The following is a 23383-nucleotide window of genomic DNA, read 5'->3' as shown; positions in this document are numbered from 1 at the left end:
CGAACCCGCGCTACCAATGATCTGTTATCATCGGAAACATGACGGAGGTGTCCACGCGCGACCGCATCCTCGAAGCCGCCGCCACGCTGCTGGCGGACCAGGGGCGCGATGCCCTGTCCACGCGCGCGGTCAGCGCCGCCGCCGGGGTGCAGGCGCCCACCCTGTACCGGCTCTTCGGCGACAAGGACGGGCTGCTCGACGCGCTGGCCGCCTACGGGTTCGAGACCTACCTCGCCGACAAGACGGCACTCGGGGAGACCGACGACCCGGTCGAGGATCTGCGCCGCGGCTGGGATCTGCACCTCGAGTTCGGGCTCGCCCGCCCGGCGTTCTACGAGCTCATGTACGGCAACAGCACCGGCACCGCGTCACCCGCTGGCCAGACCGCCGAAGCGATCCTGCGCCGCATGATCACCCGCATCGCCGACGCCGGACGCCTGACCACCAGCGTCGACCGCGCGGTCAAGATCGCGCTCGCGACCGGGATCGGCCTCGTCTTCACGATCAACGCCACCCCACCGGCCGAACGCGACCCCGGATTACCCGGCCAGGTCAGGGAAATGGTCATCGGGGCCATCACCACCGCACGGCCGTCCACACCGGACACCGGCGTCGCCACCCGCGCCTCCTCGCTCAGCGAAGCCCTGCGCCGCGGCGAGTTCGAGGCGCTCAGCGCCGCCGAACAGCGCCTGCTCATCGAATGGCTCACCCGCCTGGCCAACACGTGAACCGCCGTGAAGCCCGATAGGCTCTCGCCCATGTCGCGCCGAGCACCACAGACCACACCCCTGGCCCCCGAAACCCTGCGCGCCCGGCTCGGCCGGGCCCGCCAGGCGGCGGCCGCGGCGGAGACCGACGCCCTGCTCATCGCCCCGGGCTCCGACCTGTCCTACCTCATCGGCGAGGCCGGCGGCTCGTTCGAACGCCTCACCGCGCTCGTCCTGCCCGCCGGGGACGGCACGCCGGCGCTCGTGGTGCCGAAGCTCGAAGCGCCCGGCTACGCGCACGTGCCCGCCGCGGAACTGGGCGTCGAGGTCGTCACCTGGGTCGACGGCGAGGACCCGTACCGCATGGTCGCCGACCGGCTGGGCAAACCGGGCCGCGTCGCGGTCAGCGACAACACCGCCGCCCTGCACGTGCTGGCCTTCCGCGACGCGCTCGGCTCCGCCGAGCAGACGCTGGCCGGCCCGGTGGTGCGGGAGCTGCGGATGCGCAAGGACGCCGCGGAAATCGCCGCCCTGCGCGAAGCGGGCGAAGCGATCGACCGGGTCCACGCGCGGATGGGCGAGTGGCTGCGGGCCGGGCGCACCGAGGCCGAAGTCGGCGCGGACATCGCCGCCGCGATCGTGGAAGAGGGCCACACTCACCCCGACTTCGTGATCGTCGGCTCCGGCCCCAACGGCGCCAGCCCCCACCACGACGTGTCCGATCGCGTGATCGAGCAGGGCGACGTCGTCGTGATCGACATCGGCGGCCCCATCGCCTCGGGCTACAACTCCGACTCCACCCGCACCTACGCCGTCGGCGAACCGCGCGACGCCGACGTGGCCGGAACCTACGCCCTGCTGCAGCGCGCCCAGCAGGCCGCGGTGCAGGCCGTCCGCCCCGGCGCCACCGCCGAGCAGATCGACGCCGCCGCCCGCGACATCATCACCAGCGCCGGGTTCGGCGAGTTCTTCATCCACCGCACCGGCCACGGCATCGGGCTCGACGTGCACGAGGAGCCCTACATCGTCGGCGGCAGCACGCTCCCGCTCGAGCCGGGGATGGCGTTCAGCGTGGAGCCCGGCATCTACCAGCCCGGCCGCTGGGGCGCCCGCATCGAGGACATCGTCGTGGTCACCGAAACCGGGGTCGAACCGCTCAACAACCGGCCGCACGAGCTCGTCGTGCTGGGCGCATGAGCGCCACCGAAGGAACCCTGGAGCCGCTCGACCAGGCCATCGCGCGGGAACTGGCCACCGACGGGCGCTGCAGTTTCACCGATCTCGCCGAGCGCGTCGGGCTGTCGGTGTCCGCCGTGCACCAGCGGGTGCGGCGGCTCGAACAGCGCGGCGTGATCCGCGGCTACGCCGCCCAGCTCGACGGCGAGCTGATCGGCCTCCCGCTGACAGCGCTGATCTCGCTCACGCCGAACGACCCGGCCGCCCCGGACGACTACCCGCAGCGCCTGGAGCACATCACCGAGATCGAGTCCTGCTACTCGGTCGCCGGAGACGAGTCCTACATCCTGCTCGTGCGGGTCGCCTCGCCCCGCGGGCTGGAGGACCTGCTGCGCCGCATCCGCGAGTCGGCGAAGGTGTCCACCCGCACCACGGTCGTGCTCTCCACCCCGTTCGAAGGCCGTTCCCCGACCCTGTAGCCGGGGGTACGATAAAAGGTATGGCAACACGTAAGGTCACGCTGTCGCTGGACGCGGCGGCCGTCGAGTTCGCCGAACGCGCCGCCAAGGCGCACGGCATCTCGCTGTCGTCGTGGCTGTCCAAGGCCGCGCGCCGCGAAGCCGTCCGCACCGGCTACGGGCCCCACCTCGCCACGGCGGCGGAGGAGCACGCCGTCGCCGACGAAGCCGAACTCGCCGCCGCGGAAGAGGAGCTGCGTGCGGAGGGGTGAAGTCTGGACCTACCGGCCGCCCACGCAGCCGGCCAGGGAACGCACCGTCCTGCTGCTGTCCTCGGACGGCGTGAACGAGTCCGAACGTCCCTGGCTGCTGGGCACCGAACTGCTCGAACGCGACCCGCAGGACATTCTCGGCGTGGCGCTGGACTCCCGGTTCTGGATCTCCACCCTGAACCTCACCCGGCTCTACCGCCCCTGGCTCACCGAGCGCGTCGCCGAGATCGACCACGCCATCCAGGAACAGGTGGACGTCGCGCTGCGCGCCGCGCTCGACCTGTAAGCGCTTACCCGGACGCTGACACCGTGGCCGCCGCGTGCAGGTTCCCGTCCGAGCCGGACAGGCAGGCCGCCGAAGGCAGTGCCGTGGCGAGGAACTCCGTCAGACAGCGCCCGATCTGCGCGTGCCCGTTCGCGTTGGGGTGGAAGGACTCCTGTAACGCGTGACTGGCCCGGTTCGCGTCGGTCAGGTCGTTGAGCTGCAACGTCAGCCGCGAGAACCACTCCTTGCTCGCGTCGGCGCCGCCGCTGCACGCCTCATGACCACGCCCCGCGCGTGACAGGTCCAGAAACCTTGCGCCCGTTTGGTTCGCCGCGCTCGCCAGGCCCGCCGACAGGGCCGGCACGCCCTTGTCCCGCACCCACTGCAGGTCGGCGGTCTTGAACGGGCAGCCGTTGAGGTTCTGCAGATCCGCGGGGATCCCCGGCGCGATCGGGGAGGCGTAGGACTGCAGCACCAGCTGGTAGTCCCCGGCCTGGTACCCGGCCCGCGCGAGCACCGTCTTCACGTCGTTCAGCGCGGACACCACCTTCGGCACCATCGCGTCGACCCGCGCCTGCCAGCCAGGGGCGACCGAATCGCTGCACGGCGGGTTCCCGGACAGGAACCACGCCTGGAAACACTGCGAGACCAGCTCCGAGAAATGCGGGTCGTCGTTCGCGCCGACCGCCACCACGACCACCGACACCCGGTGGTCCTTCACCAGGTTCGCCAGCTGCTCCGCCTGCGACGGCTCGGTCCACTGCTCCGTCTGGCCCAGCCCGACCTGTGCGGCCGGCGCCCCGGAACAGGCGAGGTTCAGCTTCGCCGCGATCCCCGGCACGTCGGTCTCGAACACCTCGGCGTCGGGGGAGCGGTGGCACCAGTCCCCGTTGGCGCCGTTGGTGTCGGCCGTGTAGTTGCCCGCGCCCTCACCGGAAACCGTGCTGTCGCCGAGGGAAACGATGGTCAGCGGGCCGGTGCCCGGCGGGCCCGGCCGCCGCACCGGACCGGGTGGGGTGCCGGGCCCGGAGAACACGAAGACAGCGACCAGGCCCACCACGAAGATCAGCACACCCGCGCCGATCCACCACCGATATCTCCGCATCACCGAGAAGTTTACGGATCAGCCGGGTACGGCCATGATCACGCCGTCGGTGAGCCGGAACCGCCGGTCGGCGACCGCGCGCACCTGATCGTCGTGCGTGGCGACGATGACCGCCGCGCCTTCGTCCGCGCAGCGCCGCAGCAGCCGCAGCACGGCGGGTTTGCTCGCCGCGTCCAGATGCGCTGTCGGCTCGTCGGTCAGCAGCACCTTGGGGCGCCCGCTGACCGCGCGCGCAAGCGCGACCCGTTGCTGCTGGCCGAAAGACACCTCGCCCGGGTACCGCTCGACGAGGGCGCCGACGCCGAGATCGCCCAGCAGCGCGGACACGCGCATGTCGATGCCGTCCTTGTCCCCGTCCGGGCGCAGCCGCAACGGCAGCGCCACGTTTTCCCCGACCGTCAGCTCCGGCGCGAGCCCCAGCGCCTGCGGCAGCACCGCGCACGTGTGCCACGGCGGCGCCCCGTCCACCGGCTCGCCACCGAGGAGCACACGCCCGGCGTCGGGGGAGTCGAAACCGCCCAGCAGAGCCAAAAGCGCGCTCTTGCCCGAGCCCGACCGGCCCGACACCGTCACCAGTTCCCCGGCGTCCACCGACAGTTCCAGCCCGCGCAGCACCTCCACGTCACCACTCGGATGCGCGAACCGGCGCCGCAACCCGAGCGCGCGCAAAGCGGGTGCGCTCATCGTCGCTCCACCCCTTCCAGCCGCCCGTCCCGCAACCGCGCGACCCGGGACCCCAGCGCGATCAACCGGTCGTCGTGCGAGGCGACCAGCACCGCGAACTCCCGTTCCGCCAGATACCGCAAGGTGCCCAGCACCAGATCGGCCGACGCCTCGTCCAGCTGGGACGTCGGCTCGTCGGCCAGGATCACCGACGACCCGCGCGCGAGCGCGCAGCCGAACGCCAGCCGCTGCTGCTGCCCGCCGGACAACGCCGAAACCTGCCACTCGCCGGTGCCTTCCAGCCCCAGCTGCCCGAGGATCTCGTCCGGGTCGCAGCAACGGCGGGCGGACTGGGCGGCGGCGCGGAGGTTGTCCGCGACCGAGAGGTAGTCGAGCAGATTCTCCGGCGGGTTCTGGAAAACCTGCCCCAGCCTGTCCCGCCGCAACGCCCGCCGCCCGGAGTGGCGCAGCGTCGCGGTGTCCACGCCGTCGAACCGCAGCGTCCCCCGCGCCGGGCGTTCGAACAGGCCCAGCACGCGCAGCAACGTCGACTTGCCCGACCCCGACGGGCCCGCGAACACCGTGATCCCGCCCGCCGGCACCCGCAGCGTCACGTCGTCCAGCCCGGTCACCACACCCGCGGGAGTCCGGTAGTCCACGCCGATCCCGGTCAGCTCGAAGATGTCAGCCACGCAGCAACTCCGCGGTCCGGGCGGTGCGCACTGAACGCACCGCGATCGACGCCGCGAGCAGCACCACCAGCACACCCGCGGCCAGCACGGCGAGCACGAACGCCGTCTGGTCCGGCAGCACCGAACCCGGCGCCAGCCAGCGCACGGGATCGAACCGGGGCACGGCGACCGCCGCCACGCCCACACCGCAGCCGATCCCGGCGAGCACCGCGAGCCCGGCCAGCGCACCCAGCTCCAGCACGTGACTGCCGAACAATGCCCGCACGCCCAGGCCCATCCGCAGCACGAGCGCCCCGGCGAGCGCGTTCTGCCGCCGCCGCACCTCGACGGCGACGAACAACCCGAGCACCGCCACCACCCCCAGCACCCCGCCGAGAACGGTGACGAACGAGAACGTCCACTCCACGACGTAGAAGGGCAGCGCGTCGAGCGCGGTCGCCTGCGTCGCCCGGTTCGTCAGCGTCTGCCCCTGCGCGCCCAGCGCGGCCGAGACTTGCTCCAGCGAACTGCTCGACAGCAGCGTCCAGCGCGGGATCGTGTCCAGCTGTGCCGGGGTCAGCGCGTCGCGCGACACGACGTAGCCGATGTTCTCGCCCAGCACCGGGAACCACGGCAGATCCCCGACCACGACCGCCGGCGGCAGACCCGGCAACGCCGTCGACTGGGTGCTTCCGTGCGCGATGCGGATCGCGGGGATCCCGCCCGCTACCGGATGCGCCAGCTTCGGCAGCAGCGCCTCCACGTCGTCGCGCAGACTGCCGAGATAAGCCGTGCGGGTAAGGGTTTCCGGGTCGACGACGAGAACGACGCTGCCGGTGCCGGTGGTCTGGCCGATGAGCGAGCTGGTGTCCCGTAAGGCTTCCGGCATCGGCGCGCGGCCGAGCCCGAGCGAGGTCTCCACGTCCACCCGGGTGGTGGCGCCGACCAGGATGCCGCTCTTCGTGTCGAGCGCGGTGCGCTGTCCCGAGGCGATCCCGCTGCCCGCGGCGAGCGTCCCGATCGCCAGCACGCCCACCACGAGCACCCCGACCACCGGCGCCCGGGCACTGGCGAGGCGCCGGATCGCCAGCTGCAGCGATGGTTTCGACCACACCCGCACCCGGTGCGAGGCCCGCAGCAGCAGCCACGCGATCCGCGCGACCAGCAAACCCGCGGTCAGCACCACGAACACCGGATAGGTCAGCGCGAGCGGATCCACCTGCGCCAGCGGCGTGCCCAGCTTCGACGTCCCGTACCCGGACAACCGCGACCAGCCCAGGTACGCGGTCGCGGCCGTCAGCAGCTCCCACGGGAAGAACACCAGCCACCGCCAGCGCCCGCTCGCGCGCGCCCGGCGCCCGACCTGGAACTCGCGATGCGCCCGCCACCCCGCGACCGCGCCCAGCACCACCAGACAGAACACCAGCACCCCGGCGGCCACCAGCACGGCACGGATCTGCGGCCCGGACGCGATCTGCCCCGGCGGCGCGTACATGCCGGTGGTGAAGCGCGCCACGACGATCCCGACGACACCACCGACGAGAACCGGCAGGCCCAGCTCCGCCACCGCGAGCCCACCCAGCGCCGGCGGGCTCGCGCCGCGCGCGGCGAGCAGCCGCAGCGCCGGGTAGCGCCGCTGATACCACTGCAACGCGACCGTCACGATCCCGCCGCAGCCGACCAGCACACTGATCGCGGCCAGCGGCAGGATCGACACGAGCACATGCGACTCGGCCTCCTCGGCCAGCTGCACCGAATGCTCGAACGGCAGCTGCATCGACACCGCGTCGCCGAGCCCCTGCCGGGCGAGATCGGCCTGGATGCCGGAGATCAGCGCCTTCGACCGGTCCAGGTCGTCCCGCGCCTGCTCAGTGGTGCGCGGGGTGCCGAGGTAGAAGCCCGCCGTGAGCGACACCCCGGTCAGATGCACCGCGCGCGCCGCGTCGAGAAACGTCTGCCGGTCGGTGGCCATCATGACCGTCTGCACCGGGTCGTTGGCGTAGGCGTAGATCGTCGCGCTGTTCTGCTGGGAACACCACCAGCGCGGCGGCGGCACGCTCAGGTCGTGGTACACGCCGGTCACGGCGGGCAGCGCGGCCCACCGGTACTGCACGCTGTCACCGGGCGCGACGGGCGCCAGCTTCGTGAGACCGTCCCCGACGAGCAATCCGGCTCGCCCGGTGTTCCGCACGTTGTCCAGGTGCGCGACCGCGTCGTCCCGGTAGCCGAGCGTGACCTTGTGCCCACCGGAGTCCCCGAACGACACCGGCAGGAACGGGCCCGCGTACATCCCGGCGACCGGCTGCGGGAACCCGTGCGCGGCCGCCTGCCGCTGCACGGTGTCGAGCACCGCGGGCACCTTCGCCGGGGAGATCGCGGCCTTGCTCACCACCGGGCCGTACTGGTCGGGGCACGCGTTGCCCGCCAGGTAGTCCATCGCCGCGCCGCCCGACGCGGCCGCGATCAGCACCGCCGACGTCGCCAGGAAACACGACAGCAACGCGGTCACCGCGGCGACGAACAGCGTCAGTGGACTGGACCACGCGGCGCGTGGCGAACGCCGCCACGGCAAGGAGATCCCCCGGCTCTCGCGCATGGGGGAACGCTACTCCCGGAAGATCCACCAGGTCCCCCGTTCCGGGGAAATCCGTTGCCTGCCCGTGTCCCGCGGCGGAGTTTCACCCGGCACGTCCGGTGGAACACGGAAACCGGGAGTGTCACGGGGAAGGGGTGCACGCGATGGCCGAGCGCGCATGCAACGGAAGAGGCGCCGCCTGCCGGTTCTGCGGCCGGAAATCCGGTCCCGGCGAGCACCGGGCGCCAGGACCACTCGGGCCGATCTGCCCGTCCTGCCTCGAAGCAGGGCTGGCGCTGGTCCGCGACGGGCGCGAACGCCGCAGCCGGGGCGGCACCAGCCTGGTGCGCGTCGTCAGCGCGGGATCGGACGCCTGCGAATTCTGCGACCGCAGCGTCCGCCGCAGTTTCTTCGGCAGGCACCGGCCACTGCCGCGGATGAGCTGCACCCAAGGTCACGCGGTCATTTGCCGCGATTGTCTCGATCGTGGCGGAGAATTGCTCAACCACGTTCTCCGGCAACGAATTCCCCGCTGATGATCGCTTCGCCGCGGGCCGCGTTGGGCTAGGGTCGGGACGGAACCTCACAGGAACCCCACGCCAGGAAAGGTAGGGGCTGGATGGTGTCGTCGACCGGCACCTCACTGCTGCTGGCGGTGCCGGCCGCGGTGGTGGGCGCGGCCAGTATGGGGCTGGCCAGCGCGGCACAGGCCAGGGCCACCAAGGAAGTGGCCGTCGGGAAGATCCTCGACCCCGGGCTCCTGCGCGGTCTCGCGCACCGCCCGCTGTGGCTGATCGGCATGATCGCCACCGGCGCCGGGCTCGCCCTGCAGCTGGTCGCCCTCGCGTTCGCGCCGCTGCTCGTGGTCCAGCCCCTGCTGATCACGTCACTGGTGTTCGCCGGGGTGATCTCCGCCCGGCTCGAACACCGCCCGCTCGACGGCGTGATGGTCGCCGGCTCGCTGATCTGCATCGCCGGGCTCGCCGCGTTCCTGCTCGTCGCCCGCCCCAGCGGCAACGCCGACAGCTTCACCAGCGGCACCCGACCCCTGCCACTCGCCATCGGCCTCACCCTGCTCACCCTCGTCGCGCTCGTCGTCGCCCTCCTCGCGCGCGGCTCCGCGCGAGTGCTCGGGCTGGCCGTGGCCACCGGCGCGCTCTACGGCGTCACCGCCGGGCTGATGAAGATCGTCGCCGGGCAGGCCAGGAGCGGGCTGGCCGAACCCTTCCAGAACTGGACCCTCTACCTGGTCTGCGTCGTCGGGCCACTGGGGTTCCTGCTCAGCCAGAACACCTTCCAGCAGGGCCGGTTCCTGACCCCCGCGCTCGCCGTGATCACCGCGCTCGACCCGCTCGTCGGCGTCGCGATCGGGGTCTGGTGGATGGGGGAGACCGCCAGCTCCGGCCCCGGCGCGCTCGCCGGGGAAGCGATCGCCGGCGCCGTGGTCATCGTCGGGATCGCCCTGCTGTCCAGTCGTGCATCACACCTCGACCAGGTACAGCCCGGCCCCGACACCGCGGCCGGGCTGAAGGCGAGCAAAGGAGCGGCATGAACAAGGTGCTGATCGTTTCCGCGGCGATGGGGGAAGGGCACAACGCCACGGGGCGGGCACTGCAGGACAGCATCGGGCACCTCTGGCCGGACGCGGAGATCCGGTGGCTCGACGCCCTGGACGTGATGGGCTCCGGCGTCGGCCCCCTGTTCCGCTGGATCTACGTGTCCAACGTGCAGAAAACCCCGTGGCTGTATGAACTCTTCTACCGCGCGCTCTGGCGCTGGCACTGGTTCGCGGAGTCGTCCAAACGGTTCGTCGGCGTGTGGAGCGGGCGGCGGCTGGCGCCCCGCATCGCCGAATACGCCCCGGACATCGTGCTCTCGACCTACCCGCTCGGCACCGCCGGGCTGGCCTGGCTGCGCCGCCACCACCGGCTCCCCATGCCCGCCGGCGCGTGGATCTCCGACTTCGCCCCGCACCCGTTCTGGGTCTACCGCGACATCGACCTCAACCTCGTGATGCACGAGCGCGCCGTCGAACCCGCGCTGCGGTGCGTGCCCGACGCCGAGGTGGCCGTGTCCGCGCCCCCGGTCCGCACCGCTTTCCGGCCCGGAGACCAGGACGCGGCCCGCGCCCGGCTCGGCCTGCCCCAGGGATCCTTCCTGGCGCTCGTGTCCTGTGGGTCGCTGGGTTTCGGGGACGTCGAGGACGCCGCTGCGGAACTGCTCGACGCGCACCCGGACGTCGTGCCCGTGGTGGTGTGCGGCCGCAACACCCAGCTGCTGGAACGGCTGCGCCCCCTGGCCGAGCGTGAGCCCCGGCTGCGGCTGCTCGGCTGGACCGACGAGATGCCCGCCTACACCGTGGCCGCCGACGTCGTGGTCACCAACGCGGGCGGCGCGACGGGACTAGAGGCGCTGGCGTGTGGGCGGCCCGTCCTGATGCACCGGCCGATCGCCGCGCACGGCCGCGCGAACGCCGAGCTGATGGCCGAGGCCGGACTCGCGATCGTCTGCGAACGCGACGGGGAACTGGCCGCCGCGGTGCGCCAGCTCATCGCCGATCCCGGGCGCTGGAAGGAGATGGCCGCCGCGGCCACCCGCCACTGCGAGCGTACGGGCGAACTGGCCGACGGGCTCCGCGCGCTCGCCGGGGTCACGCACGCGGCACGCTAGTGTCTTAGCCGCGGCGGCGCGCCCACGAGATTCGTGCCTTGCCCTTCCAATAGCCGCGACGCATCGCCATCACGGCCGGGTGCCGTTCGGACAGGGTCACGAGCGTGTCCTTGAGGCCGGGCGGGTTCGGCGGCCATTCCTCCGGCAGCCGGGGCACCAGCGCGGCCACGGTGTCGATGGCGGCGTCCAGCAGCTCCTGTGGTGACGGGTCCGGGAGGCCACCCGCATCGGCCGGTTCGGCGGGCAGCAGGTCCGCGAGATCACCGACCACGTCGTAGCGCGCTTCACGGATCTCGTCGATGAACTGCTGCGCCTGCTTGCGCAGCCACGGATACTCCTCCGCGGGCAACGTGATGCGGCGAGTATCGCGGCGCTGCGCCAGAACCTGTTGCGCCACCTGGTCTTTCACCACGGCGGCGTACCGGGCCCAGCCCACGTCCACCACACCGTTGAGGCGGCGCAGGAACTCCGTCTCGACCGCGCCGAGCGACACGTTGTCCGCCCCGTCGCGCGACGGCGGCTGCATCGCGGCACGCACCCCGAGCACCGACGCGAACCGCGGCCACACGTTCGGGCCCGCCTGCGGCACCGTGACGACGTGCACCCGCTCCGGCGGCAGCCCGGCACCCCAGGTCCGCAAGATCTGGGTCAGGTCCTGGTAATCCCAGAACAAGCCGCTGGTCTCGGCGGGCTCACCGGTGCGCAGTGCGTGCACCAGCTCCGGCAGCGAGCCCCGTTGCCCGGTTTTGACGTTTTCCTGCCACACCGAGGGAATCTGCCGCGCCAGGTCCCGCGCCGTGCACACCACGTGCACCTCGAGCCCCGCCAGCGCTTCGGTGACCCGCCGCACTTGCTTCGACGTCGCGGGCGCGAGCAGTTCACACGAGACCACCGACGTGCCCGGCCACGAACGGATGTGCTCGGCCAGCCTGTCCCACGCACCGGCCGCCGCGGGCTCGTGCCAGTCGCGATAGCGCTCGGGCTGCAGGTCCAGCGCCGCGTGGAACTGCGCCGCGTGCACGTACCCCGGGTACAGCACGCCCGCACCGGCCAGCGTGGACCGGTTGTGCCACAACAGTTCCTGGATCAGCGTGGTGCCGGTCTTGGGCAGTCCGACGTGCAGGTAGACGCGACGGGGCATGGGTCACCACCGTAGGCAGGCGTGCTGGGAAACCGTTGGCAGTTTCTTGGGAGATCCCTGGGAAACGCCCGGATTCCCGGCCCGGCGCGGTACAAAGTGGACGCTGCCGGTGAAGGAGGGACGAGCTCGATGTCGGTCATGCCCCGGCTGACCCGTGGCGCCACCGTGTGGCTCACCGGCCTGCCCGGAGCCGGGAAGAGCACGCTCGCCCGCGCCGTCGCGGCGCGCCTGGCCGGTGCCGTGGAGGTCGCGATCCTCGACGGGGACGAGCTGCGCGCCACCCTCTCCGCAGACCTCGGGTTCTCCGCGCGGGACAGGGAAACCCACGGCACCCGCGTCGGCTTCGTCGCCGAACTGCTGGCGCGGCACCGGGTGCTGGTGCTCGTGCCGGTGATCACCCCCTACGCGCGGACCCGCCGCACCGTGCGCCGCCACCACGAACAGCGCGGCTCGGTCCTGCTCGAAGTGCACGTGGCCACGCCGGTCGCCGAATGCGCCCGCCGCGACCCGAAAGGCCTCTACGCCCAGGCCCGCGCAGGCCGCCTACACGGCCTCACCGGGGTCGACGCCGTGTACGAGGAACCAGCCTCCCCGGAACTCCGCCTCGACACGACGGGTATCGACGAGGACGCCGCGGCCGAGCAGGTGCTGCGTCTACTCGAAGAGCACCGTCTGTTGTGCCGGGGTTGAAGGGGCATACGAGGTCGGCCTGGGAAACCCGTCGCCCCGGAGGCCTGCCGACCCAGCCCGCCGAACCCGACTCAGTCCTCCAGCACCGCGTCCCACGCCAGCATCCGCTCCACCGCGCCGTCGGCGGGGCGGCGGGCGGATCCGACGCGCGGCACCGTGTCGGTCGCGCCCGCCGTCATCCGCGCGCTTGCCGCCACGTTGGCTTCCGCCCGGGGGCGGCGCAGCCGCTCGTACACCTCGAGCGGGTTCGCCGTGTCCCGCAACGCTTTCGCCAGGACGATCGCATCCTCGACGGCCATCGACGCGCCCTGGCCGGTCGCGGGCGAAGCCGCGTGCGCCGCATCGCCGACGAGGACCACCCGCCCGGTCCGCCAGCGCGGCACGGCGGGCAGGTCCCACGTATTGGTCACCAGCAACGGTTCCGCGGTAGCGGCCACGATCTCCGCCGCCGGAGTCGCGTCGTCCCGCAGCAACTCGACCAGGTGATCACGCCAGCCCGGCGCGGCCATCTCCGCCGGGGAGAGCTCATCGCCGTGCGTGCGCCCGAACCAGTACGTTTCGCGGGCGGGGGAGACGGTGTAGCCGAAGGCGACCGAACTGCCCCGGACCATCACCATGCGCCCCGGCTCCGACGGCGCGGCCTTGGCCGTATGCCCGTAGAACACCCGCTGCCCGGCATACCGCGGCACGACGGAGTCGTCGAGCAGACCGCGCACGGCCGAGCGCAGCCCGTCGGCCCCGACCAGCAGATCCCCTCGCACGGACTCACCATCGGCGAACTCCGCTGTCACCCCGTCCTCGTCCTCGCGCACCGTCACGAGCCGTTTTCCGTGGTGCAGCGGGATTCCCCGGCCGATCGCCTCCGTCTGCAGCACCCGGCACAACTCCGCCCGCCGCAACGTGAAGCTGTCGCTCGTCGGACGGCTCGCCACCACCTCGCCCGTGCGCGCGAGCACCGACAGCTCCGTCATCGGGAACGCCGCGGCCGCCACCGCGTCCGCCACGCCCAGCTCCCGGAGCGCCGCGAACCCGTTGGGCGCCAGCGTGAGGAACGCGCCGATGTCCTCACCGCTCGCCGGATGAGCTTCGAACACCACCGGCGACAGCCCGGCCTTGGCCGCGGCGAGCGCGGTGGCGGCACCCGCGATGCCGCCACCGATGATCACGATGCTTCTCATGACACCCCCTGGGCGTCACGATAGGCCAGCGAAGATCAACCCCGCTGCGAATTCCACCAAGCCCGCCCCTCCTCGGGGAGAGTCGCGATCGGGTCGTAGTACGGGTAGCGCCGCGCCAGCGCCTCCGGATCGGCGTGCTCGATCCCGGTGCGGTAGTTCTTCGTCCAGTACGAGATCCCGCGCTCACGGTCGTAATCGGCCAGCTGGTGCACCCACCGCTTCCCGACATAGGGCACGTCGCACACGATCCGCGGCGTCGCGTACCCCGGCAGGTAACCCATGATCGCGTGCTGCAGCTCCTGGGCCTCCCACACCGCGACCCGCCAGTGCTCGGCGTTCGGGATCATGTCGCACATGTAGAAGTAGTAGGGCAGCACGTTCGCCTCGTCCTGCAACGCGAAACACAGGTCCAGCAACGCCGCCGGCGTCGCGTTCACCCCGCGCATCAGCACGCCCTGATTGCGCACGTCGCGCACCCCGACCTCCAACGCCGTCCGCGCCGCCTCCGCCACCAGCGGCGTCACCGACTGGGCGTGGTTGACGTGCGTGTGGATCGCCAGGTTCACCCCGCGCCGCCCGGCCGTGACCGCCACCCGCTGCAGGCCCTCCACCACCTTCGGCTGCAGCCAGTGCTGCGGCAGCCCGGCCAGCGCCTTCGTCGCCAGCCGGATGTCGCGCACCGTTTCGATGTCCATCAACCGCATCAGGAACGACTCCAGCTGATGCCACGGCACGTTCGCCACATCCCCGCCGGACACCACCACGTCCCGCACCCCCGGCGTGCGGCGCAGGTAGTCGATCATCGCGTCCTGCCGGTCCACCGGCTTGAGCTCCAGCTTGTGCTTCGTGACCTGCTCGGTCGAGTTGCCGACGAGGTCCATCCGCGTGCAGTGCCCGCAGTACTGCGGACAGGTCGAGATCAGCTCCGCCAGCACCTTGGTGGGGTAGCGGTGGGTCAGCCCCTCCGCCACCCACATCTCCGCCTCGTGCAGCGAGTCCCGCTCCGAATGCGGATGACTCGGCCACTCCGGCTCCCGGTCGCCGCGCACCGGCAGCATGTACCGGCGGACCGGGTCCGCGTAGAACTCCCCGGTGGAGCCCGCCCGCATGGTGTTCAGCATCTGCGGCGGCAGCAACATCGACATCGTGGCCAGCTCACGCTGGTCGGCGGCCAGATCCTCGTAGAACTCCTCGCCGACGAGGTCACCGAGCACGGCCCGCAGCTGCTTGATGTTCCGCACGCAGTGCACCCGCTGCCACTGGGCGTCACGCCACTGCGCCGCGGTCACGTCCCGCCAGCCGGGGAAGCGGCGCCAGTCCGGCTCGACCAGCTCCCGGCGGGCGTAGGAATACGGCTGCCCGAACGTGTCGGCGGTCGAGACAGCATCCTGGATCGCAGTCATCTGTTCTCCTCGTCGGCAAAATCACGTAAAAATCTCCTGCGAACACGACACTACGGCGTAAATATTGCCGTCGCATTTCTTTCGGGCAGACTCGACCCCGTGAACGACACGACGCTTCTGGTCGGCGGGCGGATCCACAGCCCCAGCTCGCCCGACGCGACCGCGATGGCGGTCACCGGGGACACCGTGGTCTGGGTCGGGCAGGACGGCCCCGGCCGCGCCCTGCACCCCGGCGCCGAAATCGTCGACCTCGACGGCGCCTTCGTCGCGCCCGCCTTCGTCGACGCCCACGTCCACGCCACCGCCACCGGACTCCACCTGAGCGGCCTCGACCTCACCACCGTCCACGACGGCGCCGAGCTGCTCGCCGCGGTCCGCGACGCCGTGCGCCCCGGCGAAGTCCTCATCGCGCACGGCTGGGACGAAACCACCTGGACCTCACCCAGGATCCCCAGCCGCGCCGAGATCGACGCCGCCGCCGAGGGAGCGCCCGTCTACCTCAGCCGCGTCGATGTCCACTCCGCGCTGGTGTCCACCGCGCTCGTCGACCTCGTCCCCGAAACCCGCGACGCCGACGGCTGGTCCGCCGAAGGCCCCCTGACCCGCGACGCCCACCATCACGCCCGCAAGACCGTGCGCGCCGCGATTTCCCCCGCGCAGCGCCACCGTGCCCAGGACGCCTTCCTCCGCCACGCCGCCGAACACGGCATCGTCAGCGTCCACGAATGCGCCGGCCCCGACATCTCGGGCGAAGCCGACCTCACCGACCTGCTCGCCCTCGCCGCCGAGCCCGGCCGCCCCGAAGTGGTCGCCTACTGGGGCGAGCGCGACGCCACCGACCTCGCCCGGCGCCACGGCCTGCGCGGCCTCGCGGGAGACCTGTTCGTCGACGGCGCGCTGGGCTCCCACACGGCCTGCCTACGCGAGCCCTACACCGACGACACCGGCAGCACCGGCGCCCGCTACCTTGACGCCGACGCCATCGCCGAACACCTCGTCACCTGCACCGAAGCCGGACTGCAGGCCGGATTCCACGTCATCGGCGACGGCGGCGTCACCGAAGTTGTCCGCGGCTTCCAGATCGCCGAGAAGACCGTCGGCCAGCGCGCGCTCGCCGCGCGGGGCCACCGCCTCGAACACCTCGAAATGATCGACACCGAGCAAGCCGCGCTCCTCGCGGGCTGGGCCGTCAGCGCCTCGATGCAACCCCGGTTCGACGCACTCTGGGGCGGCGACAACGGCATGTACGCCACCCGCCTCGGCGAACGCGCCCCCGCGCTCAACCCCTTCGCCATGCTCGCCGCCACCGGCGTCGTCCTCGCCTTCGGCTCCGACAGCCCCGTCACCCCGCTCGAGCCCTGGGAATCCGTGCGCGCCGCCATCCACCACCACACACCCGGCTCCGGGCTCTCCGCCCGCGCCGCCTTCAACGCCCACACCAGGGGAGGGCACCGCGCCGCCGGCGTCAACGACGGCATGACCGGCAGCCTCACCCCGGGCGCTCCCGCCCACTACGCGATCTGGGACGCGGCCGAACTCGTCGTCGCCACCTCGGACTCCCGCGTCCAGCGCTGGTCCACCGACCCCCGCTCCCGCGTGCCCGCGCTGCCGCCACTGGACCCGGGCGTACCCGCGCCCACCTGCCTGCGCACCGTGCGCGGCGGCCGGACCCTGTTCGAGGCGTGAGGTTTCCACCTGCCGTACACGAGCCTTAACGGGCAGCGCTTAGGGTTGTGCGCGTGGCCGTAACCGTGCCGGATTCCGAGCTCGGAAAACCGGAAAAACCCCAGCGCGCCCGCCGCGCCTGGCGCCCGTGGCTGCTGCGCCTCGTCGCCGCGGCGGCCTCGGGATTCGTGTTCTACCTCAGCTTCGCCCCGCGCTCGCTGTGGTGGCTCGCGCCGATCGCCTTCGCCGGGCTCGGCCTCGTCCTGCGCGGCAGGCGCGTCTGGGGCGGGCTCGGCTACGGCTTCACGTTCGGGCTCGGCCTGTACATCCCGCTGCTGACCTGGCTCCAGGACTTCCTCGGCCCCGAAGTCGGCGTCACCCCGTGGATCGCGCTCTCCGCCGCGCTCGCCCTGTACATCGGCATCGGCACCGCGCTGGGCACCTTCGCCGCCCGGCTGCCCGGGGGACCGGTGTGGATGGCGATGCTCGTGATCGCGACCGAAACCCCGCGCGCCTGGTGGCCCTTCGGCGGATTCCCCTGGGGCCGCGTCGCGTTCAGCCAGCCCGAAGGCGCCTTCGTCCCGCTCGCCTCCGTCGGCGGCGCGCCGCTGGTCGGTTTCGCCGTGGTACTGACCGGTTTCTGTCTCGCGACCGTCATCCCCCGGCTCCGCCGCCGCGCCTGGCGCCCGCTCGTGCTGCCCGCGGCCGGCGTAATCCTGCCCGTCGTCGCCGGGCTCGCGTTGTGGCCCACGATCGACACCGCCGCGCAGAACGGCAGCCTCACCGTCGCCACCGTCCAGGGCAACGCCCCAGACATCGGACTCGAACTGGAAAACGAGTCGGCCACCGTCGAAGCCAACCACCTCGCCCAGAACCAGCGCCTCGCCCAGGAGATCGCGGCCGGGCAGGTTCCCAAACCGGATCTGGTGGTCTGGCCCGAAACGGCGGTGACGACCGTGGGGGAGGACCCGGCCGTCGACGAAGCCGTCGACAGCATCGGCGTCCCCGCGCTCGTAGGCACGCTCGACCACTCCGGCACCCAGCCGCGCAACACCGTCTACGTGTGGAACCCGGGCACCGGGCCCGCCGAAAGCTACTCCAAGCGCCAGCTCGTGCCCTTCGGCGAATACGTGCCCGCCCGCTCGATCGCCTCACTGGTCACCCCGTTCGTCGACCAGACCAAGGACATCCAGGCCGGCACCACGCCCTCGGTCATGAACGTGGCGGGCACCCGCGTCACCGCGCCCATCTGCTACGAGATCGCCTACGACTACATCGCCCGCGAAGGCGTCGACGACGGCGCCCAGCTGATCGTGCTCCCCACCAACAACGCGTGGTACGGGCACAGCGAGATGAGCTACCAGCAGCTCGCGATGGCCCGGCTGCGCGCCGTCGAGCACAGCCGCGCGGTCGTCGTCTCCGCGACCAGCGGGGTCAGCGCCATCGTCCAGCCCGACGGCACGATCACGGCCTCGACCAGCGAATTCACCGCCGCATCCCTGGTCGGGCGCGTGCCGTTACGCCAGGCGACTACGCTGTCGGATCGACTCGGTGCGTGGACGGAGTACACCCTGGTCGGCGTGGCGCTCGCGACGGCGGTGGCGGGGATGGTGCAGAGTGCTCGCACCCGGCGCGCACGCGCCAAGGACACACGAGCAACCGTGGCGGAGTGACCTCCGCCTCGAGGGAGGACAACACGGATGGCGCAGGCGCCACGGGAACCACAGCCGATCGACCCGGTCCTGGTGGTGATCCCGACTTACAACGAGCGTGAGAACCTCACGCCCATCCTGCGCAGGCTGCACGAGGCCCTCCCGTCCGTGCACGCCCTCGTGGTCGATGACGGCAGCCCCGACGGCACGGGGGAGCTCGCCGACAAGCTCGCGGCCGACGACAAGCGCGTGCACGTCCTGCACCGCACCGAGAAAGCAGGCCTCGGCGCCGCGTACGTCGCGGGCTTCCGCTGGGGCCTCGAGCGCGACTACCGCACGATCGTCGAGATGGACGCCGACGGCTCGCACGCGCCCGAGGACCTGCCCCGGATGCTCGACGCGCTCGGCGACGCCGACCTCGTGCTCGGCTCCCGCTACGTGCCCGGCGGAAGCGTGGTGAACTGGCCCAAGCGCCGGGAGATCCTCTCCCGCGGCGCCAACCTGTACTCGCGGCTCGCGCTCGGCGCGAAGATCCACGAGTTCACGGCAGGGTTCCGCGCGTACCGCCGGGAAGTACTGGAGAAGCTCCCGCTGGACGAGATCGCCTCGCGGGGCTACTGCTTCCAGATCGACCTCGCGTGGCGGACCCTGCAGGCCGGGTTCGAGATCGACGAAGTCCCGATCACCTTCACCGAACGCGAGATCGGCGAGTCGAAGATGAGCAGCAGCATCATCTTCGAGGCCGCGCTCAAGGTCGGCGTCTGGGGCGCGCGGCACCGCTGGCAGCAGCTGCGCGGCCTTGTCCGGCGGCGCTGAGAACCAGAAGCGTCCGAGAACTCCAGAAGACAGACGAAGGCCCCCGCGGCGGGAGGACGCGGGGGCCTTCGTGCTTCGTGGCGGGAACTCTGTCAGCTACGCCGAACGGGTCGTCCGGCGGCCCTTGAGCTCGGCCAGACGCTCGTTCAGCAGATCCTCGAGCTCCGGGATCGAACGGCGCTCCAGCAGCATGTCCCAGTGCGTGCGCGGAGGCTTGACCTTCTTCTGCTCGGGCTGCCCACCGTCGACGATCTCGGACTCGCTGCCGTGCAGGCGGCACTCCCACACCGAGGGGACCTCGGCGTCGTCGGAGAACGGAACCTCGAACTCGTGGTTCTTCGGACACGCGTAGCGCACGGTGCGCCGCGGGGCGAGATCGTGGTTGCGGTCGGTCTCGTAGCTGACCGCTCCTAGCCGGCTTCCACGGAGTACACGGTCGGCCATGATGACGTCCTTTCAGTCGGCTCTGCGGTTAGAGCCAGAGTGGTGCTCACCCTATGCAACGACAGAACGTGCCCCAGGAATTCCCCGGAGAACATGTCGTCGCTCACGATGAGCTGTCCCACCCCTCGGCAACAGCTTCCACCAGAGGGACACCGTACGCGTCGCTCCGTGACGCGTTTTAGCCCTGCTTCTTGGGATAATCCCCCAGTCGGGCTATCAGCTGACGGCATTTCCGGTAGCTAACGACGTTCAAGTAAGGCGCAGCTGTCCCCGCTTCCCGGCAGCCGGTCCAAGATCGCCAAGACGGTAATGGCGGCGGCACAATACTTGATAACGCAACGTAGTGGAATTTGCCTCCGGCTGTAATGAAGTTGTGGATTCAAATACACCCGGCCCGGTGTCCGCCACGACGACCGTATCCCCCTCGCGGAGGACCTCCCCGTCGCTCACCCGTGCGTTGAACCGCCCCGGCGCGCCACACCAGCACAGCACCTCGACCTGGACCGGCTGCAGCTCGTCGGCGAGCTCGAACAGCCGCCGGGCGCCGGGGAACAGGTGGCTCTGGAAATCGGTCGCGATCCCGAAGCAGTACACGTCGATCTGCACCTCGTCGGCCAGCTCGGCGAGCTGCTCGACCTGCGCGGGGGAGAGGAACTGGGCCTCGTCGACGATCAGGTAGTCCACGTGCCGCCCGGCGATCCACTGCTCCCGGATCAGCTTCCGCACGTCCGTGCCCGCGTGAACTTCAAGTGCCTGGCGAGTGATCCCGATGCGGCTGCTGATCTGCGGCTCGCCGGACCGGTCGTGCCGCACCAGCAGCAGCCCGCGCCGGCCCTGCCGCGCGTGGTTGTGGTCGATCTGCAGCGCCAGCGTCGATTTCCCGCAGTCCATCGGCCCGTAGCAGAAACGCAGCATCCCGCGCACGGGCGCGCGGCGGGCGGCCGGACCGGGCACGGACGACAACGCGTCGGTCGGGTCGGGATCTTCGCCCGGCAGCTCGGATATCGAGGTCACGACGCCCGACCCTATCTCTCCCTTGATCGGGTGATTTGCCGGGAGAGCACCGCTCCGCGTGCCGCGGCCGGGGGAGCGGCGGTTTTCGCGGCGCGACGACGGGTTCGGCGTGTCGGTGCCGATCACCCGGGCTGGTGCATGTGATGCTGTTGGGTTGGATGTGAAGGTTGTGGCAGGTGATGCGGGTCCTTAGTGTGCTCGCATGATCAAACACCGGCTCAGACCCGTGTTCCGCCTGGGCATCCGGGTGCTGGTGATCGCCATCCTCGCCGGAGGCATCCAGATCGCCACCAGCACCGCGGCCTCGGCCGACCCCACGGCCTCGACGTGGCTCAAGCTCCGGACGTGCGAATCCAGCAACCGCTACGGCATCAACACCGGTAACGGGTACTACGGCGCCTACCAGTTCGACCTGCCGACCTGGCGCAGCGTCGGCGGCACGGGGCGGCCGGACCAGGCGAGCCCCGCCGAACAGGACTACCGCGCGCTCTACCTGTACCGCATGCGCGGCTGGCAGCCGTGGGAGTGCGCCGGCATGCTCGCCCTGCGCAGCGACGGTGACGCGCGCAGCAAACGGATCCCCACCTACGCCGAATCCGCCTACATCGGCGGCAACGGTACCCCTGCCTCCGGGAAACCGGCGTGGCCCGGCGTCGTTTACGCCTACGGCGACTGCGCCCCGTCGCTCAAGACGTTCCAGCTCCGGATGAACGCCTTCGGCTACGCGTTCGACGGCACCGGCTGCTACTACGACAAGACCAAGCAGGCCGTGCTCGATCTCCAGCGCGCCAACGCGATCAACGACTCCGGCAGGCTCGGCCCCAAGACGTGGGACGCGGCCTGGAACGGCCAGCCGCCGCGATGATCAGGCGGGCCAGGCGCCGCGTTCCTTGAGCACGTCGCGCAGCAGGTCCGGCCGGTCGGTGACGATCCCGTGCACACCGAGGTCCAGCAGACGCCGCATCTCGGCCTGGTCGTTGATCGTCCACGTGTGGACCTCGACGCCCGCCCGCTCGGCCGCGCGCACGAAGCTGCTCGTCACGACGGTGAGGCGGCCCTGGTCGACCGGCACCTGGGCCATCGCGCCGCGATGCAGGAAATCCAGGCGCAGCAAGGGAGTCCAGCCGTTGCCCCACAGCACGGCGACCGACCGCGGGCCCATCGCGGTGAGCAGCTTCGGCCCGGCCAGCCGGCGGAGCCGGGCCAGGCGCGCGTCGGAGAAGGACGCGGCCGCGACCCTGTCGTGGGCGCCCATCCGCTCGATCACGTCGACGAACGGGGCGACCGCGCGCGCCGATTTCACGTCCACGTTGAACCGGGCCTCAGGGAGCTCTTCGAGGAGATCTTCCAGGCGCGCCAACGGTTCCCGGCCGTCTATTTTGGCCTGCGAGACCGTCCGCCAGGTCTGCTTGCCGATCAGGCCCACCTTGTCGGTGGTGCGGTCCAGGCGTGCGTCATGGTGCACGACGACAACGCCGTCGGACGTCGCGTGCACGTCCGTCTCGAGATACTGGTAGCCCTCGGCGACGGCGCGGCGGAACGAGGACAGCGAGTTCTCCATGCCGTCCAGCTCGTCCACGTGCCACCCGCGGTGGGCGAAGGCGCGGGGAAAGGGTCCGGAGAGGTACGGGTGGTCGGTTCGCACCCGACCAGTGTGCGGTATCGGCGTGGCCGGGGCATGAGCGCTCGGTTGCCCGTTAGGGTCTTGCGGGTGAGCGACGCACGTAAAACGTCAAGTGACGTTTTGGAGGGGATCAGGCGCACCGCGCCGCCGCAGCATTGTGGCTGGTGTGGGCGGCGCCTGGAGCAGCAGGAAGTGACGAAGGGGCGCCGGCGGCGGTACTGCGGGCAGTCGTGCCGGCAGCGGGCGTACGAGCGGCGGGCCGCGGTGCAGCGCAGTGGTCTGCCGGAGGATTCGGTCGTGCTGTCGGACAGTGAGCTGTCGGCTTTGCAGGACAAGCTGTTCCAGCTGCGGTGCGCGGCGGAGGATGTCGTGACGGCCGCCGACGACGGCGCGACGGCGGACGAGTTGCGGCGGATGGCACAAGAGCTGGCCCACAGCGCGCGAGACTTGGAGCAGCTGCGCTGACGTGGCTGTGTTGTCGCGGTGTTGTTCCGGAGCGGTCCTGGAGCTGTCCGGAAAACGCTCTCAGGATGCTTCTCTCAGCATCGTCCCGGCGTTATCCGTAAGTGCCGATAATGTACATTATGTTAAGTAGCGGAGCCGGCGGGTGGGAGTGGTCCTCTCCTGGACACGCGAGTACTCCTGTCCGGCATGGGTGTCACCTCGTGCGCGCCTTGCGGACCGACGTCGTGTCCACGTTGACGACCTCCCCACGCGAATCGAGCGGCCGCAGCGGCGGCAGCCGGGAGCCGTGCTCGTCGACCAGGGTGGAATGTGGCTCGCCGCGCGAGAAGGCGTGGCGTTCTCCCCACTGCCGCAGCGCGACGACGACCGTGAACAGATCCCGCCCGTCCGCCGTGAGGGCATAAACCTGGCGCTTCCCCGTCGGCGCGGCCTGTCTGCCGAGGATGCCCCGCTCGACCAGCCGGCGGAGCCGGTCGGTGAGAATGTTCCGCGCGATCCCCGTGCGCTGCTGGAAATCCGTGAAAGCCCGCGCCCCGTCCATCGCGTCGCGCACGATCAGCAGGCTCCAACGATCCCCGATCAGGTCCAACGCCCGCGCCACTGGGCACTCCGGGTCGGTCCAGGCCACCTCCTCGGTGCTGACCACGACTCCCCCTCCAATGAGTTGCTGTTTGAAACCATTCTGCCGTACGGTCGAATCAGTTGCAAACTGCTACTCAGTCGAGAAGG

At 71.2% G+C, this 23383-nt stretch carries 25 protein-coding genes; 14 read left to right on the top strand and 11 right to left on the bottom strand.

The window, feature by feature from the left end; all coding sequences use genetic code 11:
* Positions 1-38: 38 nt before the first annotated feature.
* The 5 genes from FPZ12_RS02075 to FPZ12_RS02055 are packed head-to-tail and all read left to right on the top strand — an operon-like array spanning position 39 to position 2899.
* On the top strand, positions 39-728 hold the full coding sequence (locus FPZ12_RS02075; protein WP_144750593.1) for a TetR/AcrR family transcriptional regulator: 690 nt from the start codon (positions 39-41) through the stop codon (positions 726-728).
* 30 nt (positions 729-758) lie between these two features.
* Complete coding sequence (locus FPZ12_RS02070) at positions 759-1904, top strand: M24 family metallopeptidase (protein ID WP_144750595.1); 1146 nt, start codon at positions 759-761, stop codon at positions 1902-1904.
* On the top strand, positions 1901-2362 hold the full coding sequence (locus FPZ12_RS02065) for an Lrp/AsnC family transcriptional regulator (RefSeq protein ID WP_144750597.1): 462 nt from the start codon (positions 1901-1903) through the stop codon (positions 2360-2362). The genes FPZ12_RS02070 and FPZ12_RS02065 overlap by 4 nt, the downstream gene beginning before the upstream one ends.
* 20 nt (positions 2363-2382) lie before the next feature.
* A complete protein-coding gene (locus FPZ12_RS02060) occupies positions 2383-2613 on the top strand; it encodes a hypothetical protein (protein WP_144750599.1) in 231 nt (76 codons plus the stop codon).
* Positions 2600-2899, top strand: coding sequence for a hypothetical protein (locus FPZ12_RS02055; protein WP_144750601.1), 300 nt, complete (start codon positions 2600-2602; stop codon positions 2897-2899). Before FPZ12_RS02060 ends, FPZ12_RS02055 begins: the two co-directional genes overlap by 14 nt.
* A gap of 4 nt (positions 2900-2903) precedes the next feature.
* Here the strand turns inward: FPZ12_RS02055 and FPZ12_RS02050 are convergent, their stop codons facing one another.
* Genes FPZ12_RS02050 through FPZ12_RS02035 form a run of 4 tightly spaced genes read right to left on the bottom strand, consistent with a single transcriptional unit; the run spans position 2904 to position 7913 of the window.
* Positions 2904-3983, bottom strand: a complete 1080-nt coding sequence (locus FPZ12_RS02050) for a GDSL-type esterase/lipase family protein (RefSeq protein ID WP_144750603.1) — start codon at positions 3981-3983, stop codon at positions 2904-2906.
* An 18-nt stretch (positions 3984-4001) separates the two neighbouring features.
* Positions 4002-4667, bottom strand: coding sequence for an ABC transporter ATP-binding protein (locus FPZ12_RS02045; RefSeq protein ID WP_144750605.1), 666 nt, complete (start codon positions 4665-4667; stop codon positions 4002-4004).
* Entirely contained in the window at positions 4664-5338 is a 675-nt protein-coding gene (locus FPZ12_RS02040; protein ID WP_243769628.1) for an ABC transporter ATP-binding protein, read from the bottom strand. Before FPZ12_RS02040 ends, FPZ12_RS02045 begins: the two co-directional genes overlap by 4 nt.
* On the bottom strand, positions 5331-7913 hold the full coding sequence (locus FPZ12_RS02035) for an ABC transporter permease (RefSeq protein WP_144750607.1): 2583 nt from the start codon (positions 7911-7913) through the stop codon (positions 5331-5333). The genes FPZ12_RS02040 and FPZ12_RS02035 overlap by 8 nt, the downstream gene beginning before the upstream one ends.
* A gap of 143 nt (positions 7914-8056) precedes the next feature.
* Between FPZ12_RS02035 and FPZ12_RS02030 the strand changes: the two genes are divergently transcribed.
* The 3 genes from FPZ12_RS02030 (at position 8057) to FPZ12_RS02020 (ending at position 10562) form a co-directional block, all read left to right on the top strand.
* Positions 8057-8428 carry a hypothetical protein gene (locus FPZ12_RS02030; protein ID WP_144750609.1) on the top strand — a complete coding sequence of 124 codons (372 nt, stop codon included), beginning with the start codon at positions 8057-8059 and terminating at the stop codon, positions 8426-8428.
* An 83-nt stretch (positions 8429-8511) separates the two neighbouring features.
* Complete coding sequence (locus tag FPZ12_RS02025) at positions 8512-9444, top strand: DMT family transporter (RefSeq protein WP_144750611.1); 933 nt, start codon at positions 8512-8514, stop codon at positions 9442-9444.
* The gene (locus FPZ12_RS02020; protein WP_144750613.1) at positions 9441-10562 is read left to right on the top strand and encodes an MGDG synthase family glycosyltransferase; all 1122 of its coding nucleotides are present in this window, start codon (positions 9441-9443) and stop codon (positions 10560-10562) included. Before FPZ12_RS02025 ends, FPZ12_RS02020 begins: the two co-directional genes overlap by 4 nt.
* 4 nt (positions 10563-10566) lie before the next feature.
* Here the strand turns inward: FPZ12_RS02020 and FPZ12_RS02015 are convergent, their stop codons facing one another.
* The gene (locus FPZ12_RS02015; protein WP_144750615.1) at positions 10567-11703 is read right to left on the bottom strand and encodes a hypothetical protein; all 1137 of its coding nucleotides are present in this window, start codon (positions 11701-11703) and stop codon (positions 10567-10569) included.
* 129 nt (positions 11704-11832) lie between these two features.
* Between FPZ12_RS02015 and cysC the strand changes: the two genes are divergently transcribed.
* The gene (gene cysC / locus FPZ12_RS02010; RefSeq protein WP_144750617.1) at positions 11833-12393 is read left to right on the top strand and encodes an adenylyl-sulfate kinase; all 561 of its coding nucleotides are present in this window, start codon (positions 11833-11835) and stop codon (positions 12391-12393) included.
* Positions 12394-12464: 71 nt separating this feature from the next.
* Here the strand turns inward: cysC and FPZ12_RS02005 are convergent, their stop codons facing one another.
* Together FPZ12_RS02005 and FPZ12_RS02000 are read right to left on the bottom strand one after the other, a co-directional pair.
* Positions 12465-13571 (bottom strand): FAD-dependent oxidoreductase, encoded by a 1107-nt coding sequence (locus FPZ12_RS02005; protein WP_144750619.1) that lies wholly within the window; start codon positions 13569-13571, stop codon positions 12465-12467.
* Between the two features lie 35 nt (positions 13572-13606).
* Positions 13607-14974: a KamA family radical SAM protein gene (locus FPZ12_RS02000; protein ID WP_144750621.1), complete on the bottom strand. Its 1368-nt coding sequence runs from the start codon at positions 14972-14974 to the stop codon at positions 13607-13609.
* A 99-nt stretch (positions 14975-15073) separates the two neighbouring features.
* On the opposite strand from FPZ12_RS02000, the gene FPZ12_RS01995 reads away from it, so the two are divergent.
* Genes FPZ12_RS01995 through FPZ12_RS01985 form a run of 3 tightly spaced genes read left to right on the top strand, consistent with a single transcriptional unit; the run spans position 15074 to position 19107 of the window.
* A complete protein-coding gene (locus FPZ12_RS01995) occupies positions 15074-16660 on the top strand; it encodes an amidohydrolase (protein WP_243769627.1) in 1587 nt (528 codons plus the stop codon).
* 53 nt (positions 16661-16713) lie between these two features.
* A complete protein-coding gene (lnt, locus tag FPZ12_RS01990; protein WP_144750623.1) occupies positions 16714-18312 on the top strand; it encodes an apolipoprotein N-acyltransferase in 1599 nt (532 codons plus the stop codon).
* 27 nt (positions 18313-18339) lie between these two features.
* Complete coding sequence (locus FPZ12_RS01985) at positions 18340-19107, top strand: polyprenol monophosphomannose synthase (protein ID WP_144750625.1); 768 nt, start codon at positions 18340-18342, stop codon at positions 19105-19107.
* A gap of 96 nt (positions 19108-19203) precedes the next feature.
* Here FPZ12_RS01985 and FPZ12_RS01980 read toward each other — a convergent pair whose 3' ends face one another.
* Both FPZ12_RS01980 and FPZ12_RS01975 read right to left on the bottom strand, forming a co-directional pair.
* The gene (locus tag FPZ12_RS01980; protein ID WP_144750627.1) at positions 19204-19551 is read right to left on the bottom strand and encodes an RNA polymerase-binding protein RbpA; all 348 of its coding nucleotides are present in this window, start codon (positions 19549-19551) and stop codon (positions 19204-19206) included.
* Positions 19552-19800: 249 nt separating this feature from the next.
* Positions 19801-20466: a thymidine kinase gene (locus FPZ12_RS01975; protein WP_144750674.1), complete on the bottom strand. Its 666-nt coding sequence runs from the start codon at positions 20464-20466 to the stop codon at positions 19801-19803.
* Between the two features lie 301 nt (positions 20467-20767).
* Here FPZ12_RS01975 and FPZ12_RS01970 point away from each other — a divergent pair, with 301 nt between their 5' ends.
* Positions 20768-21430, top strand: a complete 663-nt coding sequence (locus FPZ12_RS01970) for a transglycosylase family protein (RefSeq protein WP_144750629.1) — start codon at positions 20768-20770, stop codon at positions 21428-21430.
* On the opposite strand, the gene FPZ12_RS01965 is transcribed toward FPZ12_RS01970, so the two are convergent.
* Positions 21431-22210 (bottom strand): glycerophosphodiester phosphodiesterase family protein, encoded by a 780-nt coding sequence (locus FPZ12_RS01965; RefSeq protein WP_144750631.1) that lies wholly within the window; start codon positions 22208-22210, stop codon positions 21431-21433.
* A 33-nt stretch (positions 22211-22243) separates the two neighbouring features.
* Between FPZ12_RS01965 and FPZ12_RS01960 the strand changes: the two genes are divergently transcribed.
* Positions 22244-22654: a hypothetical protein gene (locus tag FPZ12_RS01960; protein ID WP_243769626.1), complete on the top strand. Its 411-nt coding sequence runs from the start codon at positions 22244-22246 to the stop codon at positions 22652-22654.
* 193 nt (positions 22655-22847) lie between these two features.
* On the opposite strand, the gene FPZ12_RS01955 is transcribed toward FPZ12_RS01960, so the two are convergent.
* Positions 22848-23300 (bottom strand): winged helix-turn-helix transcriptional regulator, encoded by a 453-nt coding sequence (locus FPZ12_RS01955; protein WP_208025704.1) that lies wholly within the window; start codon positions 23298-23300, stop codon positions 22848-22850.
* Between the last annotated feature and the right edge of the window lie 83 nt (positions 23301-23383).

This window comes from Amycolatopsis acidicola (assembly GCF_007713735.2).
Lineage (GTDB): Bacteria > Actinomycetota > Actinomycetes > Mycobacteriales > Pseudonocardiaceae > Amycolatopsis_E > Amycolatopsis_E acidicola.
The sequence above is the reverse complement of the archived record's forward strand: the minus strand, read 5'-3'. Positions and strand labels throughout refer to the sequence as shown.

Bases quoted from the DNA above. Each gene is read 5' to 3' on its own strand.
- cysC (WP_144750617.1), top strand. From the start codon at position 11,833: ATGTCGGTCATGCCCCGGCTGACCCGTGGCGCCACCGTGTGGCTCACC.
- FPZ12_RS01975 (WP_144750674.1), bottom strand. From the start codon at position 20,466: ATGCTGCGTTTCTGCTACGGGCCGATGGACTGCGGGAAATCGACGCTG.
- FPZ12_RS01960 (WP_243769626.1), top strand. From the start codon at position 22,244: ATGAGCGCTCGGTTGCCCGTTAGGGTCTTGCGGGTGAGCGACGCACGT.
- FPZ12_RS02025 (WP_144750611.1), top strand. From the start codon at position 8,512: ATGGTGTCGTCGACCGGCACCTCACTGCTGCTGGCGGTGCCGGCCGCG.
- FPZ12_RS02005 (WP_144750619.1), bottom strand. From the start codon at position 13,571: ATGAGAAGCATCGTGATCATCGGTGGCGGCATCGCGGGTGCCGCCACC.
- FPZ12_RS02045 (WP_144750605.1), bottom strand. From the start codon at position 4,667: ATGAGCGCACCCGCTTTGCGCGCGCTCGGGTTGCGGCGCCGGTTCGCG.
- FPZ12_RS02075 (WP_144750593.1), top strand. From the start codon at position 39: ATGACGGAGGTGTCCACGCGCGACCGCATCCTCGAAGCCGCCGCCACG.
- FPZ12_RS02030 (WP_144750609.1), top strand. From the start codon at position 8,057: ATGGCCGAGCGCGCATGCAACGGAAGAGGCGCCGCCTGCCGGTTCTGC.
- FPZ12_RS02065 (WP_144750597.1), top strand. From the start codon at position 1,901: ATGAGCGCCACCGAAGGAACCCTGGAGCCGCTCGACCAGGCCATCGCG.
- FPZ12_RS01980 (WP_144750627.1), bottom strand. From the start codon at position 19,551: ATGGCCGACCGTGTACTCCGTGGAAGCCGGCTAGGAGCGGTCAGCTAC.
- FPZ12_RS02050 (WP_144750603.1), bottom strand. From the start codon at position 3,983: ATGCGGAGATATCGGTGGTGGATCGGCGCGGGTGTGCTGATCTTCGTG.
- FPZ12_RS01985 (WP_144750625.1), top strand. From the start codon at position 18,340: ATGGCGCAGGCGCCACGGGAACCACAGCCGATCGACCCGGTCCTGGTG.
- FPZ12_RS02020 (WP_144750613.1), top strand. From the start codon at position 9,441: ATGAACAAGGTGCTGATCGTTTCCGCGGCGATGGGGGAAGGGCACAAC.
- FPZ12_RS02000 (WP_144750621.1), bottom strand. From the start codon at position 14,974: ATGACTGCGATCCAGGATGCTGTCTCGACCGCCGACACGTTCGGGCAG.
- FPZ12_RS01970 (WP_144750629.1), top strand. From the start codon at position 20,768: ATGATCAAACACCGGCTCAGACCCGTGTTCCGCCTGGGCATCCGGGTG.
- FPZ12_RS02035 (WP_144750607.1), bottom strand. From the start codon at position 7,913: ATGCGCGAGAGCCGGGGGATCTCCTTGCCGTGGCGGCGTTCGCCACGC.
- FPZ12_RS02015 (WP_144750615.1), bottom strand. From the start codon at position 11,703: ATGCCCCGTCGCGTCTACCTGCACGTCGGACTGCCCAAGACCGGCACC.
- FPZ12_RS02070 (WP_144750595.1), top strand. From the start codon at position 759: ATGTCGCGCCGAGCACCACAGACCACACCCCTGGCCCCCGAAACCCTG.
- FPZ12_RS02060 (WP_144750599.1), top strand. From the start codon at position 2,383: ATGGCAACACGTAAGGTCACGCTGTCGCTGGACGCGGCGGCCGTCGAG.